Raw genomic sequence first — 16,004 nt, forward strand, 5'->3', positions numbered from 1 at the left:
TAGGATGACGACCATGTCTGCACTGTCCCGTGAGCAGGTGGCCCACCTGGCCGGCCTCGCGCGCATCCAGATGACCGACGCCGAGCTCGACAAGATGGCCGGCGAGCTCGCGGTCATCCTCGACTCGGTCGCCCAGGTCGGTGAGGTGACCGCGCAGGACATCCCGCCGATGTCGCACCCGCTGCCGCTCACCAACGTGACGCGCCCCGACGTCGTGCGGCCGCTGGACGAGCGGCTCACGGCGCAGCAGGCCCTCTCCGGCGCTCCGGCGCAGGAGGACGGCCGCTTCGAGGTGCCCCGGATCCTGAGCGAGGACTGACCGAATGACCACCGATCTCACGCGGCTCAGTGCTGCGCAGATGGCCGAGCAGCTCGCGTCCGGCGCGATCACCTCGGTCGAGCTGACCCAGGCCCACCTCGACCGGATCGCGGCCGTCGACGGCGCCGTCCACGCCTACCTGCACGTCGACGCCGAGGGGGCGCTCGCCACCGCCCGCGAGGTCGACGAGCTGCGTGCGCGCGGCGAGCAGCTGCACCCGCTGGCCGGGGTGCCGATCGCGATCAAGGACATCATGACGACGACGGGGCTGCCGACGACGGCGGGCTCGCGGATGCTCGAGGGCTGGATCCCGCCCTACGACGCCACCGTCGTCGCCCGCATCAAGGCGGCTCGCCTGCCGATCCTCGGCAAGACCAACATGGACGAGTTCGCCATGGGCTCCTCCACGGAGCACTCGGCCTACGGACCGTCGCACAACCCGTGGGACCTCGACCGCATCCCCGGCGGGTCCGGCGGCGGCTCGTCGAGCGTCCTCGCGTCCTTCCAGGCGCCGCTCGCGACCGGCACCGACACCGGTGGCTCGATCCGCCAGCCCGCTGCCGTGACCGCGACCGTCGGCACCAAGCCCACCTACGGCGGGGTGTCGCGCTACGGCCTGATCGCGCTCGCCTCCTCGTTGGACCAGGGCGGCCCGTGCGGCCGCACGGTCCTCGACACGGCGCTGCTGCACGAGCTGATGGCGGGGCACGACCCGCTCGACTCGACCTCCATCGATCAGCCGGTGCCTCCGGTGGTCGAGGCGGCCCGCTCCGGTGACGTCGCTGGCCTGCGCATCGGCATCGTCAAGGAGCTGACCGGCGACGCCTACCAGCCCGGCGTCCAGGCCAACTTCGACGCCGCCGTCGCCGCGCTGACCGCGGCCGGCGCCGAGGTCGTCGAGGTGTCCTGCCCGCACTTCCAGTACGCCCTCGCCGCCTACTACCTCATCCTCCCGAGCGAGGCGTCCTCGAACCTCGCGCGGTTCGACGCCATGCGCTACGGCCTGCGCGTCCCCCCCGCCGACGTAGCGCTCCCGAGCGCCGAGCAGGTCATGGCCTCCTCGCGCGAGGCCGGCTTCGGCGAGGAGGTCAAGCGCCGCATCATCATCGGCACCTACGCCCTGTCGAGCGGGTACTACGACGCGTACTACGGCCAGGCGCAGAAGGTCCGCACGCTGATCGCGCGAGACTTCGAGCAGGCGTTCACGCAGGCCGACGTGCTCGTGTCGCCCACGGCGCCGACGACCGCTTTCCGGCTCGGCGAGAAGCTGGACGACCCGATGGCCATGTATCTCAACGACATCGCCACCATCCCGGCCAACCTCGCCGGCATCCCGGGCATGTCCGTCCCGAGCGGGCTGGCCGCCGAGGACGGGCTGCCGACCGGTCTACAGGTCCTCGCGCCCGCGATGGCCGACGACCGGCTCTACCTCGTGGGGGCCGCGCTCGAGCGCATGCTGCAGGAGCAGTGGGGCGGGCCGCTGCTCGACCGCGTCCCCGAGCCGACCCAGCTCTCGAAGGAAGGGTGAACGGCCTTGTCCACCAACGCTATCCAGCCCGTGCTCGACTACGACGAGGTCCTCGAGAGCTTCGACCCGGTGATGGGCCTCGAGGTGCACGTCGAGCTCAGCACGCACACCAAGATGTTCTGCGGCTGCCCGACCGACTTCGGCGCGGAGCCCAACACCCAGGTGTGCCCGGTGTGTCTCGGCCTGCCCGGCGCGCTGCCCGTCGTCAACGCGGTCGGCGTCGAGTCGGTGATCCGCATCGGTCTCGCGCTCAACTGCCAGATCGCGTCGTGGTGCCGCTTCGCCCGCAAGAACTACTTCTATCCCGACATGCCGAAGAACTTCCAGACCAGTCAGTACGACGAGCCGATCGCGTTCGACGGCTACCTGGACGTCGAGATCCCGAGCCGCACCGGCGACGGTGTGGAGGTCTTCCGCGTCGAGATCGAGCGCGCCCACATGGAGGAGGACACCGGCAAGTCGCTGCACGTCGGCGGCTCGACCGGGCGCATCCAGGGCGCGGACTACTCGCTGCTCGACTACAACCGCGCCGGGATCCCGCTCATCGAGATCGTCACCAAGCCGGTCCGGGGCGCGGGGGAGCGCATGCCCGAGGTGGCCAAGGCCTACGTCGCCGCCGTGCGTGAGCTCATGGTGGCGCTCGACGTGAGCGACGCCCGGATGGAGCAGGGCTCGATGCGCTGCGACGCGAATGTCTCTCTCATGCCGAAGGGTTCGGCTCAGCTCGGCACCCGCACCGAGACGAAGAACGTCAACTCCCTGCGCTCCGTAGAGCGTGCGGTGCGTTATGAGATGATGCGCCAGGGCGCGATCCTCGCCGACGGTGGGACGGTGCGCCAGGAGACGCGGCACTGGCACGAGGACACCGGAGTCACGACGGCCGGCCGGGAGAAGTCCGACGCCGAGGACTACCGCTACTTCCCCGAGCCGGACCTGATCCCGATCGCCACGACCACCGAGCAGGTCGAGGCGCTGCGCGCGACGCTGCCCGAGCCGCCCGGCTTGCGGCGCAAGCGACTTCAGGGCGAGTGGGGCTACTCCGACCGCGAGATGGGCGACGTGGTGAGCGCCGGCGCCGTCGACCTCATCGATGCCTCGGTCGCTGCCGGCGCCACCCCGGCTGCCTCGCGCAAGTGGTGGACCGGCGAGGTGGCTCGTCGCGCGAACGCCGACGGCAAGGAGCTCGGCGACTACGCCCTCACCCCGGCCTTTGTGGCCGAGCTCGACTCGCTCGTGCGCTCGGGTCGGCTCAACGACTCGATGGCCCGCCAGGTCATGGAAGGCGTTCTCGCACAAGAGGGTTCGCCCACCGAGGTCGCCGATGCACGCGGCCTCGAGCTGGTGCAGGACGACTCTGCGCTGGAGGCTGCCGTCGACGCGGTGCTCGCCGACAACGCCGCCATCGCGGACAAGGTGCGCGGCGGCAAGGTGCAGGCTGCCGGTGCCCTGATCGGTCAGGTCATGAAGGCGACGAAGGGCCAGGCCGACGCGGCCCAGGTGCGCGCGCTCATCCTGTCCCGGCTCGGCGTCGAGGGCTGACCCCGGCGTCTGCTGGTGTGGCTGGTACGGCCGGGCTGGTGCGACAGGGTTCGGATGGGCTGTCTCGGTCACCAGACACTGCCGACCAGCACGCCGTCCTGCCGGTCCTGGCGGAGCCGACGCGCGTCCGCGAGGACCGCTCGGTCCACGACGACCATGAGGTTCGAAGGCACCTGGAGTCGCTCACGGGTCACCCGGATGAACTGCCAACCGAGAGAACGAAGGTCGTCCTCGCGCCCCTTCTCGGCCAGCAGCGCGGCGACGTCGGCCTTGGTCTGACCGCGGCCGTCGATCTGGGCGTACTTGTCGCGGCCGTCGTGCTCGACGGCGATCTTGGCGTCCGGCCGTCCGGGCACGATCAGCCGACCGTCGGGGCGGAAGACCTTGGACCCGCATCGCACCCCGAACTGCGGCTCGATCTCCCAGCCCAGCCCGTGCAGCACGTAGACCGTGTGTGACTCACCCGGTGACTCGTGCCGCGGGTCGGCCAGGGCGAGCGCAGCCCGGGCGAGGACGATACCCCGCGCGGATCGGTAGGCGTGCAGCACCGCGTCCATGCGGGCCTGCGCCCCGGGGTCGGTGGCCAGCAGCCGGTCGGCGGACATCAGCCCGGACACCGGGTCGAGCAGCGCCGTCTGGACGACGGCGGCGGCCGGGTCCACCGCCCGCAGCTGCGGATGCGGGCGCACCGACTCGCGCGCCTGATGGATGACCACGCCGTCGCGGTAGCTGCTGAGCCCCGGCCCGAGGCGCTGCAGGTGGACCTGCCGCAGCGGCGGTCGATGGATCGGCAGGCCGTGCAGGATGCGGAGTGGTGGCTGGCCATCAGCGCGGGGTGCTCGGCGAGGGCTACCTGCAGGCGTTGTCGATGCGCGGTGACTGACCACTCGGGTTTCGTCGCGGAGTACCACCCCCGCGTGACCTGATGCAGTGCGCCGGCCCGCAGCGCCGCCTGCAGCTGGCGGGTGGTCACACCCACGGACCTGGCGTCTTGGCACGAGAACACCGTTCGCGCGATCAACTCATCGGGAATGGTCATGCGCCGCAGCCTCGCCGCCCGGCTCCGGCGACGTCCACGGTCTACCCCTGGCTGTGGACGGCACAGGGGTCAGTCGGCTCCGCAACCCCCGTCGTGACGCGCCCGCCCGGCGCCTGCGCGCCGGGTCGGGATGCGGGTTGGCCACCGAGATGGTGGTTGGTGACGCGCGCCGCGTCGAGACGGCACTTGGCCACTGAAATGGTTGGTATAACAACCGTTTCGGTGTCTAGGTGCCGTGTCGGCGGGTTTGGGGTGGCTAAGTGCCGTGTCGGCGGGTTCGGGGTGGCTAAGTGCCGTCTCGGCGGGTAGGGAGTGGGTAAGTGCCGTGTCGGCGGGTGGGGCCGGGTGGGCGGCGAGACGGGGTCAGCGCTTGCCGCCGCCGAGGAGGCCGCCGAGGACGTCCTGCAGGATGGTGCTGGTGTCGAAGCCCTGCTGCGGCTGGGAGGACTGGGTGGGCTGCCCCTGCTGCGTCGACTGGGGCGCCTGGGACTGCTGGGGCGCCTGCTGCGACGTCGGGGTGGACGTCGACTGGCTGCCGCCGAGGGCGGAGTTGAGGACGTCCTGGATGATGTTGCCGCTGGTGCCACCGGTGGGGTCCTGACCAGCCTGGCTGGGCGCACCCGAGCGCTGGGTCGAGGGGTCGGGGGAGGACTGGCCGCCGCCGAGGATGGAGCCGAGGATCGAGCCCAGCCCGCCACCGAGGCCACCACCCAGGCCTCCGTCCTGGCCACCACCCAAGCCGCCACCGGACTGCTCCGCGCCGGCGCCGGCGCCCTGGAGCTGGCCGGTGACCTTCTTGGCTAGCCAGGCGAGCACGATCGGGGCGAGGATCGGCAGCAGCCGCTGCACCATCTGCGAGGAGAGCGGGCCGGTGGCCGAGGAGACACCGAGGGCGTCCACGACCTGACCGGTGTTGCCGCCGAAGATGTTCTGCACGATCTTCTGCCCGTCGCCGGTGTCGATCTGACCGAGGTCCGTCGGGTACGCGTCGCCGGCGTGGTCACCGAGCGCCGACGCGAGGGACTGGGCGCCGGACGGGTCGGCGGCGTTGGCCTGCAGACCGCCGAGCAGCGCGGGGAGCAGGGCCTCGACGGCCCGCTGGGCGTCGGCCGGGGCGACCCCGAGCTCGGAGGCGATCTGGTCTACGGGGACTTGGCTGCGCAGCGAGTCGAGCTCGGACACGGGTGACGCTCCCTTCGTGGCGACCGCCGTCGGCCGCCTCCTCTCGTCAGACTAACGGCCCGTCCACCCGCTGTGGGAGCAGTTCGCCGAGCACGTCGTCGATGGATCCGACCAGGGCGACGGACTGCTCCATGGCGCGCCCACGACCCAGCGCCGAGACGAGCGGGACGACGGGGAGCGCCTCGGTCCAGTGCTCGCGATCGACCAGCACGAGCGGTGGAGGAGGACCGTCGGCCGGCAACCGGTAATACATCCGCGTCACCGCCTGGAACACCTCCTGCACCGTGCCGGCCGCACCCGGCAGCACCACGACCCCGGCGTTGGAGCGCGCGAGCAGGCCGTCCTCGCGCAGCGCGTTCGAGAAGAACTTGGCGATCGCGTCGCAGAACACGTTGGGCGGCTCGTGCCCGTAGAACCAGGTCGGGATCCCCACCGAGCGCACCGTCCCAGCGTCGCCAGCTTCGACACCGCCAGCAACACCCGCACCACCAAAACCCCCACCAGCCAACGCCGCCCGCGCCTGGAGCGCGACGGCGGCCCAGGCCCCGACGTCGGGCACGAACGTCGGCACCGGGGCGAGCGCAGCCAGCGTGTCGTCCAACCAGCGGGCGGCCTCGTCACGGCTGCCGGCGTGGGCGGCGTAGGCCCCGAGGTTCGCGGCCTCCATCGCGCCGGGCCCGCCGCCGGTGACCACGAGCAGCCCGGCCTGGGCGAGGGCCAGACCGAGCCGGGCCGCCCCGGCGTAGGCCTCGCTGCCGCGCGCGATGTCGTGCCCGCCCATGACGCCCACGACCGAGCGCCCCTCGACCAGCTCGTCGAGCGCGTCGTTCATCGCGTCGTCGTGCAGGCTGCGCAGCACGCTGACGTAGGGGTCGCCGTGCAGCCGCACGTCGCGCGACCAGCCGTAGGCCCGGGCGTCCGGCGTCGTGCGCGCGTAGCCGTGCTCCGCGAGCCCGGCATACAACTCCTCCGGCGCGTAGAGCCGGCCCCGGTAGACATCGACCGGCGCCCCCGGCCCCACGGGGAAGACGACGGCGCCGTGCCGGTTCAGGTGGTCGGCGAGGCGCGGTGACACCCGGCCGCCGAGGACGACGAGCCCGCGCAGGTCCTCCCGGGCGAGCAGCGCCTCCTCGACGCCCGCGAGGTCCACGCCCTGCACCCGCACCCGCCGCAGCGACCCTCCGTCGGCGAGCAGCCGGGCGAGGTCCGCGGGATCGGTGATCTCCATGGGTGCATCCTCACCCACGGCGGGCACGCCCGGCGCGCAATCCCGACCGTCTGGCGACGACAGCGTCGCGAAGGGGTACCCCGCCCTGGCAGGTCCTGGGCGGGCCACGTTCAATAGGGGCATGAGCAACGGTGCTTACGCGACCCTCCACGAGCAGAGCCTGCGCGACCCCGAGGGATTCTGGGGTCAGGCGGCCGAGGACATCGACTGGATCACCCGGCCGACGACGGTGCTGGACGCCTCGAACCCTCCGTTCTACCGATGGTTCCCCGACGGCCGGCTCAACGTCTGCTACAACGCGCTCGACCGCCATGTCATCGGTGGCCGCGCCGACCAGGCCGCGCTGCACTACGACAGCCCGGTGACCGGCACGAAGAAGACGTACACCTACGCCGAGCTGCTCGACCTGACGGCCCGGTTCGCCGGCGTGCTGCGCGACCTCGGCGTCACCAAGGGCGACCGGGTGCTCATCTACATGCCGATGGTGCCGGAGGCGGTCGTCGCGATGCTCGCGTGCGCCCGCCTCGGCGCGGTGCACTCGGTCGTGTTCGGCGGGTTCGCGCCGCAGGAGCTGGCCGCCCGCATCGACGACGCCGCCCCGAAGGTCATCGTGTCGGCGAGCTGCGGGGTCGAGCCGCGCCGCGTCGTCGAGTACAAGCCGTTCCTCGACGAGGCCATCCGGCGCAGCGAGCACAAGCCCGAGCACTGCGTGGTGCTGCAGCGCGAGCAGGCGCCGGCCGAGCTGGGGGAGCGCGACCTCGACTGGGCGACCCTGATGCACCCCGACGCCGCGGCTCCCGCCGAGTGCGTGCCGGTGCAGTCCACCGACCCGCTCTACATCCTCTACACGTCCGGCACGACCGGGAAGCCCAAGGGCATCCTGCGCGACAGCGGCGGCTACGCGGTGGCGCTGCGCTGGACGATGCCCGCGGTCTACGGCCTCGAGCCGGGTGACGTGATGTTCTGCGCGTCCGACGTGGGCTGGGTCGTCGGCCACTCCTACATCGTCTACGCGCCGCTGCTCACCGGCTGCACCACCGTGCTCTACGAGGGCAAGCCGATCGGCACTCCCGACGCGGGTGCGTTCTGGCGCGTGGTCGAGGACTACGGCGTCAACTCGCTGTTCACCGCGCCCACCGCGTTCCGCGCGATCAAGAAGGAGGACTCGCGCGCCGAGCACCTGGCCGAGCACGACATCTCGTCGCTGCGCACGATCTACCTCGCGGGGGAGCGGCTCGACCCCGACACCTACCACTGGGCCACCGACGTCACGAGCCGCCCCGTGATCGACAACTGGTGGCAGACCGAGACGGGCTGGCCGATCGCCGCCAACCCGGTCGGCATCGAGCGCCTCCCGATCAAGCCGGGGTCGCCGACGGTGCCGATGGCGGGCTACGACATCCAGATCCTCGACGAGATGGGCAACGTCGCCGGGCCCAACCACGAGGGCTCGATCGTGGCCAAGCTGCCGCTGCCGCCGGGCACCTTCCCGACCCTGTTCAACGACGACGAACGTTATGTGTCAGGCTATTTCGCGGCCTATCCGGGCTACTACCTCACCGGTGACGGTGGCTACATCGACGAGGACGGCTACCTGTTCGTCATGGGACGCACCGACGACGTGCTCAACGTCGCGGGGCACCGGCTGTCGACCGGCTCGATCGAGGCGGCCCTCGCCGGCCACCCCGACGTCGCCGAGTGCGCGGTCATCGGCGTGCCCGACTCGTTCAAGGGCGAGCTGCCGCGCGGCTTCGTCGTGCTGAAGGCCGGCGTCGACGCCGACGACGAGTCCGTGCGCGAGCGGATCGTCGCCGAGCTGGTCAAGCGGGTGCGCGACGAGGTCGGTGCCGTCGCCGCCCTCAAGCAGGTCGACATCGTCGACGGCCTGCCCAAGACCCGCTCCGGCAAGATCCTGCGCAAGACGATGCGCGAGATCGCCGCCGGCAAGACCCCCGTCGTGCCCTCGACCATCGAGGACCAGGGCGTCCTCGACACGCTCACGCCCGTCCTGCGCGCCAACCAGTCGTAGAGCGACCAGCAGGCCTCGTCGGCGAGGCCTGCCGGGCGGTATCCTCGTCACGTTTTGTCCTCCGTTCTCGCCCCGACCCCCGGGGAGCCCGGGCGCGGTGCGATAGCGGACCTGGACGACCCAGGTCCCAGGAGGAGGCCTGGTTGGACGCTCGCGGCACGCTCGCCCGACGCGCTTCGCTCACCCGACGTGCATCGCTCAGCCGTCGGGGGTTGCTCGGCTCGGCCGCGGCGACCACTGCTCTCGGCGCCCTCGGCGTCGCCGCCGCGGGCTCGCTGACCGGGTGCGTCCCACCCGTGCCGCCTGCGGCCGCCGCGACGAAACGCCCTCTGCCCGTAGACCGTTCGGCAACGGACCGGCGCGTGGCGTTTGCCAACTGGACGCAGTATCTCGACCAGGACGAGACCACCCACCGCTACCCGACGCTCGACGACTTCCGCCGGGAGTCGGGCCTGCAGGTGAGCTACACCGAGGACATCGACGACAACGACGTCTACGTCAACAAGATCGCTCCGCAGCTGCGCGCCGGGCAGGACATCGGGCGCGACATCGTGGTGCTGAGCGACTGGATGGTCAACCGGATGATCGCCCAGGACCTGGTGCAGCCGCTCGAGCTGCTGCGGATGCCGCACGCGCCGGGCATCCTGCCCGAGCTGATCGACGCGCCGTTCGACCCGGGCCGCGCCTACTCGCTGCCGTGGCAGTCGGGGTTGACCGGGATCGCCTACGACGCCAGCAAGGTCAAGGAGATTCGCTCGGTCGACGACCTGTGGCGTCCTGACCTCAAGGGCCGCGTGGTCGCGCTGACGGAGTATCGCGACACCCTCGGGCTGGTCATGCGCTCGCAGGGCGTGGACCCCGCCCAGCCGTTCACCCGCGACCAGTTCGCCGCCGCGGTCGACGTCGTCCGCAAGCAGGTCGCCGCGGGCCAGATCCGCCGCCTGCGCGGGAACTCCTACGTCCAGGACCTGCAGTCCGGCAACGCGCTCGCCGGCATCGTGTGGAGCGGCGACGTGGTGACCCTGCGCGCCGAGACCGGCAACGACAGCTGGCGATTCGTCCTGCCCGAGTCCGGCGGGATGCTCTGGAGCGACAACATGGTCATCCCGAGCACCAGCACCCACCGGCGCAACGCCGAGGCGCTGATGGACTACTACTACCGCCCCGACGTCGCCGCGCGGGTCGCCGCCTGGGTGAGCTACATCTGCCCGGTGCGGGGTGCGCGCGAGGCGATGGCGAAGGTCGACCCCGAGCTGGTCGACGACCCGCTCATCTTCCCCAGCACGGCCGAGCTGGCCAGGCAGCGCGTCTTCCGCGCGCTCGACCCGGCGCAGGAGGCCGAGCTCGCGGCGATGTGGACGGCGGTGGTGGAGGCATGAGGCGTCGGCACCGGGACACGTCCGTGCGCGAGGCGATGGGTGACCTGCGGCTGGAAGGCCTGCGGCGGGTCTACGGGGACGTGGTGGCCGTGGACCACCTGGATCTGACCGTGCCGCAGGGCTCGTTCTTCGCCCTCGTCGGCCCGTCGGGCTGTGGCAAGACGACCACGCTGCGCATGGTCGCCGGCCTGGACCGCCCGGACGCCGGTCGCATCCTCGTCGGTGACGCCGACCTCACCCGCACGCGCGCGCACGAGCGCCCGGTCAACACCGTCTTCCAGAGCTACGCGCTGTTCCCGCACCTGAGCGTGCTCGGCAACGTCGCCTTCGGCCCGCAGCGCCGGGGTCTGGACCGCCGCACCGCGGTGGCCGCGGCCCGCTCCGCGCTCGACCTGGTGCAGCTCGGGTCGGTCGCCGAGCGTCGCCCGCAGGCGCTGTCGGGCGGCCAGCAGCAGCGCGTCGCGCTCGCCCGCGCGATCGTCAACCAGCCGCAGGTGCTGCTGCTCGACGAGCCGCTCGGCGCGCTCGATCTCACCCTGCGCCGCCAGATGCAGGTCGAGCTGAAGCGGGTGCAGGCCGAGATCGGGCTGACCTTCGTCCACGTCACGCACGACCAGGAGGAGGCCATGTCGATGGCCGACACCGTCGCCGTGATGAACCACGGACGGATCGAGCAGCTGGGGCCTCCGGCCGAGCTCTACGACCTGCCGCGCACGGCCTTCGTCGCGAACTTCCTCGGCCAGTCCAACCTCGTGCCCGGCACGCTCGTCGGCACCGAGGGCGACCTGGCCGTCGTCGAGCTCGCCGGCCAGCGGGTGCGCGTGCTCGCCGGGCGCTGCGTCGACCAGCCCGACGGTCGGCGTCAGGTGCTCGTCGGCGTGCGTCCCGAGAAGGTGCGCCTGCTGCGCCCCGACGATCCCGTAGACCGTCCCGCCGTCACCAACGTGCTGGCGCGCGGCCGGGTGCGCAACGTCGCGTTCAGCGGCGTGGCCACGCAGTATCTGGTCGACCTGCCGGGCGCCGGCACCTGGACGGTGTTCGAGCAGAACCTCGGCGTCGACGCGACGGCCGCGGTGGGTGACGAGGTCGGTGTCGCGTGGGACCTGCGGCACACCTTCACCCTGGCCGGCGACGAGGACCCCACCGCCGGCCGCACCGAGCTGGACGCGACCGGCCTGGACGCGACGGGCCTCGACGCCACGGGCCTGGACGCGACCGGCCTGGATCAGACCGGCCTCGGCGCGACCGGCGTGCATGGAACCGGCCTGGACCAGACCGGTGCCCGCCCCCGGGTGCCCCAACCGTGACCCGGTCCAGGACGGCGTACCTGCTGGTGGCACCGGGTCTGCTGTGGCTGCTCGTCTTCTTCGTCGCGCCGGTGGTGCAGCTGGCGTCGGTGAGCCTGCAGTCGCCGTTCCCGGGCTACCCGGGCTACTACTACCGCGACGTCAACGTCGGCAACTACGTCGTCGCGCTCACGCAGTTCGCCCCGCAGCTCGGCCGGTCGCTGCTCTACGCCGCGATCGCAACCGTGCTCTGCCTCGCGCTGGCCTTCCCGCTCGCCTACACGATGGTCTTCAAGGCGCCGCGCTGGCGCGGGCTGATCATGGTGCTGGTCGTCGCGCCGTTCTTCACCTCGTTCCTGCTGCGCACCATCGCCTGGCGGCAGATCCTCGCCGACGAGGGGCCGCTCGCGAGCAGCCTCCGCGCACTCCACCTGCTGCCGGGCGGCCACCTCACCGAGACGGCCGCGGCGGTGGTCGCGGGGCTGACCTACAACTTCCTGCCGTTCATGGTGCTGCCGCTCTACGCGTCCCTGGAGCGGGTCGACCCGACCCTGCTGGAGGCGGGGGCCGACCTCTACGGCTCGCCGTGGCAGACCTTCCAGCGGGTGACCGCACCGCTGGCGCTCCCGGGGGTCATGGCCGGCACGCTGCTCACCTTCATCCCGGCGGCGGGGGACTACGTCAACGCCGAGCTGCTCGGCTCCGAGCACGGCACCAAGATGGTGGGCAACGTCATCGACGCGCAGTTCTTCCGCGTCATCGGGGGCTACCCGATCGCCGCCGCGCTGTCCTTCACCCTGATGGCCATCATCCTCGCGCTCGTCGTGGTGCAGGTGCGCCGCTTCGGGACGGAGCACCTGACGTGAGGCGCCGGCTCGCCGACCACGCCGTCACGATCGTCGCGGTGCTGGTCCTGGTCTACCTGTTCGTCCCGGTCGCCTACACGTTCATCTTCTCGTTCAACGACTACAAGAAGTCCAACATCGCGTGGAACCCGCAGGGGTCGCCCACGCTCAAGCACTGGGCGGACCCGTGCGGCGCGCCCGGTGTCTGCGAGGCGCTGGGCACCTCGCTGCAGGTGGGGCTGGTCGCCACCGCGATCTCTACCGTGATCGGCACGTCGATGGCGATCGCGCTGGTGCGCCTGCGCGCTCGAGGTCGCCGGCTGACCGACGTGCTGGTCTTCCTGCCCATGGCGACGCCCGAGGTGGTGCTCGGCGCGTCGCTGCTCACCCTCTTCGTGCAGGGCTTCTCGCGCTGGGGCTGGCAGCTGGGCTTCTGGAGCATCGTCGCCGCCCACGTGATGTTCACCCTGTCGTTCGTCGTCGTGACCGTCCGGGCCCGGCTGCAGTCGATGGACCCGCGCCTCGAGGAGGCGGCGCAGGACCTCTACGCCGGACCGTGGGAGACCTTCCGCACCGTGACGCTGCCGCTGCTCGCCCCCGGCATCGTCGCCGCCGCGCTGCTGTCCTTCGCGCTGTCCTTCGACGACTTCATCATCACCACCTTCGTGTCCGGCGACGTCACGACCTTCCCGAAGTACGTCTACGTCGCCTACCTGCGCGGCATCCCCGCGGAGGTCAACGTCATCGGCTTCAGCATGTTCGCGGTCGCCACCGTCTGCGCTGTAGTCGCGCGCCTCGTCGTGCGGCGGGCTGTGCCACCCTCATCGTCGTAGACCGCGCGCAGGGGAGGTGGCATGGCCGGGATCGCCGCCGGGTTCTGGATCATCGGAGCCCTGGCCCTGCTGGGGTTCCTGCTCGCGCACGTGGGGCTGCTGGACGTCACCGCCCAGCTCACGCTGAGCCGGCTCGCGTTCTTCGTCGCGTCGCCCGCGCTGCTGCTGACCGTGCTGTCGAAGACACCGATCGCCGAGGTGTTCTCGGCCAACCTGCTGGTGTCGACGCTCTCGGTGGTCATCGTCGTCGCGCTCTACCTGGTCGTCGCGGTGCGGCTGTGGCGGCCCTCCCTCGGTGAGGCCGTCGTCGGGTCGATGTGCGCGGCCTACGTCAACGCCGGCAATCTCGGCGTGCCGATCGCCGCCTACGTGCTCGGCAATGTGTCCTACATGGCCCCCACCCTGCTGCTGCAGCTGTGCGTCATCACGCCGGTCGCGATGGCGCTCATGGACATCGACGCCCGCGGCTCTCGCCCGAAGGGCCTGGAGATCGTCCGGATGGTGCTGCGCAACCCGCTCTCGCTCGGGGCGCTGAGCGGTGTGGTGCTGTCCCTGGTCGGCTACTACCCGCCGGCCGCGGTGATGCGGCCGGTCGAGATCGTCGGCAACATGGCGGTCCCGTCGATGCTGCTCGCGTTCGGCATCTCGCTGCGCCTCGGGCCACGTCCCGGCGCGTCCGGCTCCGTGGGTCGGGTCGCCTTCCTCGTCGCGCTCAAGCTGGTCGTGCAGCCACTCGTGGCGCTGGGGCTGGCGCTCGCGCTCGGGCTGCGCGGCACCCTGCTGCTCGCTGCCGTCGTCACCGCTGCCCTGCCGACCGCGCAGAACGTCTTCACCCACGCCAACCGCTACGACAAGGCGGTGCTGCTCACCCGCGACGCCGTGTTCGTCTCGACGATGCTGTCGGCGCCCGTGATCGTGGTTATCGCGCTGCTGCTGCACTGACCGGCACCGATTTCCCACGGCATCGAGTAGCCCTTGGTCACTGCTCGTAGATTCCCTAGACCACCTGGGCGATTTGGGCTGAGAAGTCCGCGTTTGTCTGCTGTGAAAACGGGTCCAATAGGGCGGATTTCGGGCGGCCCGATCGTACTCTGGAAGAGCCGCTTGGGACCGAGGGGACGCCTCACGCCAGCCGTGCCGACGCAGATCGGCCCGCGCTCGCCGCGATGGGGACACGGATCGGACCGAGCACTTCCGCCACCAGGCAGCGACGCCCGGCCCCCATCTCGCCAGATCGGTCGACGTCACGTCGCGCCGAGGAAAGCCGTCGTGAGCACTCTCGAACGCCCGCTCGATCCCCTCACCTCACCCGACCCCACCCGGTCCGCCGCGTCCGCCGACGCCGCTCGACCCACCACCGCCCTGATCCTCGTCGGCCTGTCGATGCTCGGGACCGCGCTGCTGCCCGTGCTCGCGCACGTCGTCGCCACGACCGTGCTGGTCGTCGTCGGCAGCGTCGTCGCCCTGGTCACCGTCGCCCTGATGGTCGGGGTGCGCGGCAGCTCGTCGCACACGCCGGGGCTGCACCGCCGCCTCGACCTGCCGGCCACGGCCCGCTCCAGCGGCCGGATGGCCTGGGAGCTCGCGCTGCACCTGTCGCCCGTCATCCTGCTGACCGCCGCCTACCCGCTCGCGGCGCAGCGGATCGTCGGCGTCCAGATCGGCGGGGTCGACCTGATGACCCTCCTGCTCGCCTCCTCGGTGACCGTGCCCTGGCTCACCCAGAGCGGCTGCCTGCCGATCTACCGCGTCGTCGGGCCGCTGCTGCCCGTTCAGTCCGACGAGGACCTCGACCGGGTCAAGGCGGCGTTCCTGCGCTTCTGGCCCGGCGCCTTCGTGCAGGCCCTCCCGGTGGTCGCCCTCTTCGCCGTGCTCGTCGAGTCGGTGCTGCGCCTGCCGCTCGCCGCGCTCGCGGTCTACGTCGGCCTGTGCCTGGCGCACCTCGCGTTCGTCCAGGCGCTCGTCGTGGTCAACGCCGGTCGGCGCCGCGGCCTGTGGGCGCTGTCGTGGGCGGCCTACGCCGCGGCCCTGCTCGCCGCTCCCGCGCTGTGGTTCCTGCCGCCGCTCGTCGCGACCCTCGTCGCGTGCTGGTCGCTTCGCGGCGCGCTCACCCCGGCGCGTGAGTCGCTCGGGGTCCGCACCCTGCCGATGCGCGAGGTGGCCGTCGACCTGCTCCGCGGCCTGCTGCTCGGCTCGGTGCTGTGGGCCGACAAGGTGCTCGTCTTCCTCGCCGGCGGTGGGCAGTTCGCGGTCCAGACCGTCTTCCTGGCGCTGATGCCGGCCGTCGTCGCCTACAACTTCTACTTCGTGCGCCTCGCGCCGCGCTTCGACCGCGGCGTCCTGGACCTGCGCGACGCGATGGAGTCGCTGCCCGCGTCGCGGCTGACCGGCGTCTCAGCCGGCCTCGTCGGCACGGTCGTCGCCACCGTGGCCCGCGCGGCCCTCGTCGGCGCGCTGCTCACCATCGCCCTCACGGCCGTCGTCGTAGCCCTCGACCCGGCCGACGCGGTGCTGTCGGCGACCGTCTCGGTCGCCTCGTGGCTCTTCCTCGTCATCACCCTGCTCGCCTACAAGCTCGACTACATCGGCGAGCGGGTGCGCGCCCAGGTGATCAGCGGAGCGCACCTGCTGATCGCGGTGCTCGCGTTCACGCTCTTCAGCGGGACCGCGTCCTACGCCGTCCTCGCGCTCGGCGACACGCTCGTCCTGGCGCTCGCGCTGCACCAGGCGCGCGACCGGTGGCGCAGCCCGGAGTTCACCCTCTTCTGGCGCCACGCGACGGGCTGGTGACCCCATG

General features: G+C 71.7%; 13 protein-coding genes. 10 read left to right on the forward strand and 3 right to left on the reverse strand.

Annotation, left to right across the window (positions count from 1 at the left end; all coding sequences use genetic code 11):
* Positions 1–13 precede the first annotated feature (13 nt).
* Genes gatC through gatB form a run of 3 tightly spaced genes read left to right on the forward strand, consistent with a single transcriptional unit; the run spans position 14 to position 3,386 of the window.
* Complete coding sequence (gatC, locus tag MM440_RS13625) at positions 14–319, forward strand: Asp-tRNA(Asn)/Glu-tRNA(Gln) amidotransferase subunit GatC (RefSeq protein WP_241444914.1); 306 nt, start codon at positions 14–16, stop codon at positions 317–319.
* A 4-nt stretch (positions 320–323) separates the two neighbouring features.
* Positions 324–1,847 (forward strand): Asp-tRNA(Asn)/Glu-tRNA(Gln) amidotransferase subunit GatA, encoded by a 1,524-nt coding sequence (gatA, locus tag MM440_RS13630; protein ID WP_241444915.1) that lies wholly within the window; start codon positions 324–326, stop codon positions 1,845–1,847.
* 6 nt (positions 1,848–1,853) lie between these two features.
* Positions 1,854–3,386 carry an Asp-tRNA(Asn)/Glu-tRNA(Gln) amidotransferase subunit GatB gene (gene gatB / locus MM440_RS13635; RefSeq protein ID WP_277626713.1) on the forward strand — a complete coding sequence of 511 codons (1,533 nt, stop codon included), beginning with the start codon at positions 1,854–1,856 and terminating at the stop codon, positions 3,384–3,386.
* Between the two features lie 68 nt (positions 3,387–3,454).
* Here the strand turns inward: gatB and MM440_RS13640 are convergent, their stop codons facing one another.
* The 3 genes from MM440_RS13640 to MM440_RS13650 all read right to left on the reverse strand — a co-directional run bounded on the left by MM440_RS13640 (position 3,455) and on the right by MM440_RS13650 (position 6,835).
* On the reverse strand, positions 3,455–4,102 hold the full coding sequence (locus MM440_RS13640) for a hypothetical protein (protein ID WP_241444916.1): 648 nt from the start codon (positions 4,100–4,102) through the stop codon (positions 3,455–3,457).
* A gap of 686 nt (positions 4,103–4,788) precedes the next feature.
* Entirely contained in the window at positions 4,789–5,607 is an 819-nt protein-coding gene (locus tag MM440_RS13645; protein ID WP_241444917.1) for a DUF937 domain-containing protein, read from the reverse strand.
* A 46-nt stretch (positions 5,608–5,653) separates the two neighbouring features.
* Positions 5,654–6,835, reverse strand: coding sequence for an LOG family protein (locus tag MM440_RS13650; RefSeq protein WP_241444918.1), 1,182 nt, complete (start codon positions 6,833–6,835; stop codon positions 5,654–5,656).
* Between the two features lie 121 nt (positions 6,836–6,956).
* Here MM440_RS13650 and MM440_RS13655 point away from each other — a divergent pair, with 121 nt between their 5' ends.
* From MM440_RS13655 to MM440_RS13685, 7 genes are all read left to right on the forward strand, one after another.
* A complete protein-coding gene (locus tag MM440_RS13655) occupies positions 6,957–8,864 on the forward strand; it encodes a propionyl-CoA synthetase (RefSeq protein ID WP_241444919.1) in 1,908 nt (635 codons plus the stop codon).
* A 143-nt stretch (positions 8,865–9,007) separates the two neighbouring features.
* Positions 9,008–10,243 (forward strand): polyamine ABC transporter substrate-binding protein, encoded by a 1,236-nt coding sequence (locus MM440_RS13660; protein ID WP_241444920.1) that lies wholly within the window; start codon positions 9,008–9,010, stop codon positions 10,241–10,243.
* Complete coding sequence (locus MM440_RS13665) at positions 10,240–11,550, forward strand: ABC transporter ATP-binding protein (protein WP_241444921.1); 1,311 nt, start codon at positions 10,240–10,242, stop codon at positions 11,548–11,550. Before MM440_RS13660 ends, MM440_RS13665 begins: the two co-directional genes overlap by 4 nt.
* Entirely contained in the window at positions 11,547–12,395 is an 849-nt protein-coding gene (locus tag MM440_RS13670; protein ID WP_241444922.1) for an ABC transporter permease, read from the forward strand. Before MM440_RS13665 ends, MM440_RS13670 begins: the two co-directional genes overlap by 4 nt.
* The gene (locus MM440_RS13675; protein WP_241444923.1) at positions 12,392–13,207 is read left to right on the forward strand and encodes an ABC transporter permease; all 816 of its coding nucleotides are present in this window, start codon (positions 12,392–12,394) and stop codon (positions 13,205–13,207) included. Before MM440_RS13670 ends, MM440_RS13675 begins: the two co-directional genes overlap by 4 nt.
* A gap of 21 nt (positions 13,208–13,228) precedes the next feature.
* Positions 13,229–14,149 (forward strand): AEC family transporter, encoded by a 921-nt coding sequence (locus MM440_RS13680; protein ID WP_241444925.1) that lies wholly within the window; start codon positions 13,229–13,231, stop codon positions 14,147–14,149.
* Positions 14,150–14,476: 327 nt separating this feature from the next.
* Complete coding sequence (locus MM440_RS13685; RefSeq protein ID WP_241444927.1) at positions 14,477–15,997, forward strand: hypothetical protein; 1,521 nt, start codon at positions 14,477–14,479, stop codon at positions 15,995–15,997.
* The last annotated feature ends 7 nt before the right edge of the window (positions 15,998–16,004 follow it).

The organism is Arsenicicoccus piscis, assembly GCF_022568835.1.
Taxonomy (GTDB): Bacteria; Actinomycetota; Actinomycetes; order Actinomycetales; family Dermatophilaceae; genus Arsenicicoccus; species Arsenicicoccus piscis.

Bases quoted from the DNA above. Each gene is read 5' to 3' on its own strand.
- gatC (WP_241444914.1), top strand. From the start codon at position 14: ATGTCTGCACTGTCCCGTGAGCAGGTGGCCCACCTGGCCGGCCTCGCG.
- gatA (WP_241444915.1), top strand. From the start codon at position 324: ATGACCACCGATCTCACGCGGCTCAGTGCTGCGCAGATGGCCGAGCAG.
- MM440_RS13650 (WP_241444918.1), bottom strand. From the start codon at position 6,835: ATGGAGATCACCGATCCCGCGGACCTCGCCCGGCTGCTCGCCGACGGA.
- MM440_RS13655 (WP_241444919.1), top strand. From the start codon at position 6,957: ATGAGCAACGGTGCTTACGCGACCCTCCACGAGCAGAGCCTGCGCGAC.
- MM440_RS13665 (WP_241444921.1), top strand. From the start codon at position 10,240: ATGAGGCGTCGGCACCGGGACACGTCCGTGCGCGAGGCGATGGGTGAC.
- MM440_RS13680 (WP_241444925.1), top strand. From the start codon at position 13,229: ATGGCCGGGATCGCCGCCGGGTTCTGGATCATCGGAGCCCTGGCCCTG.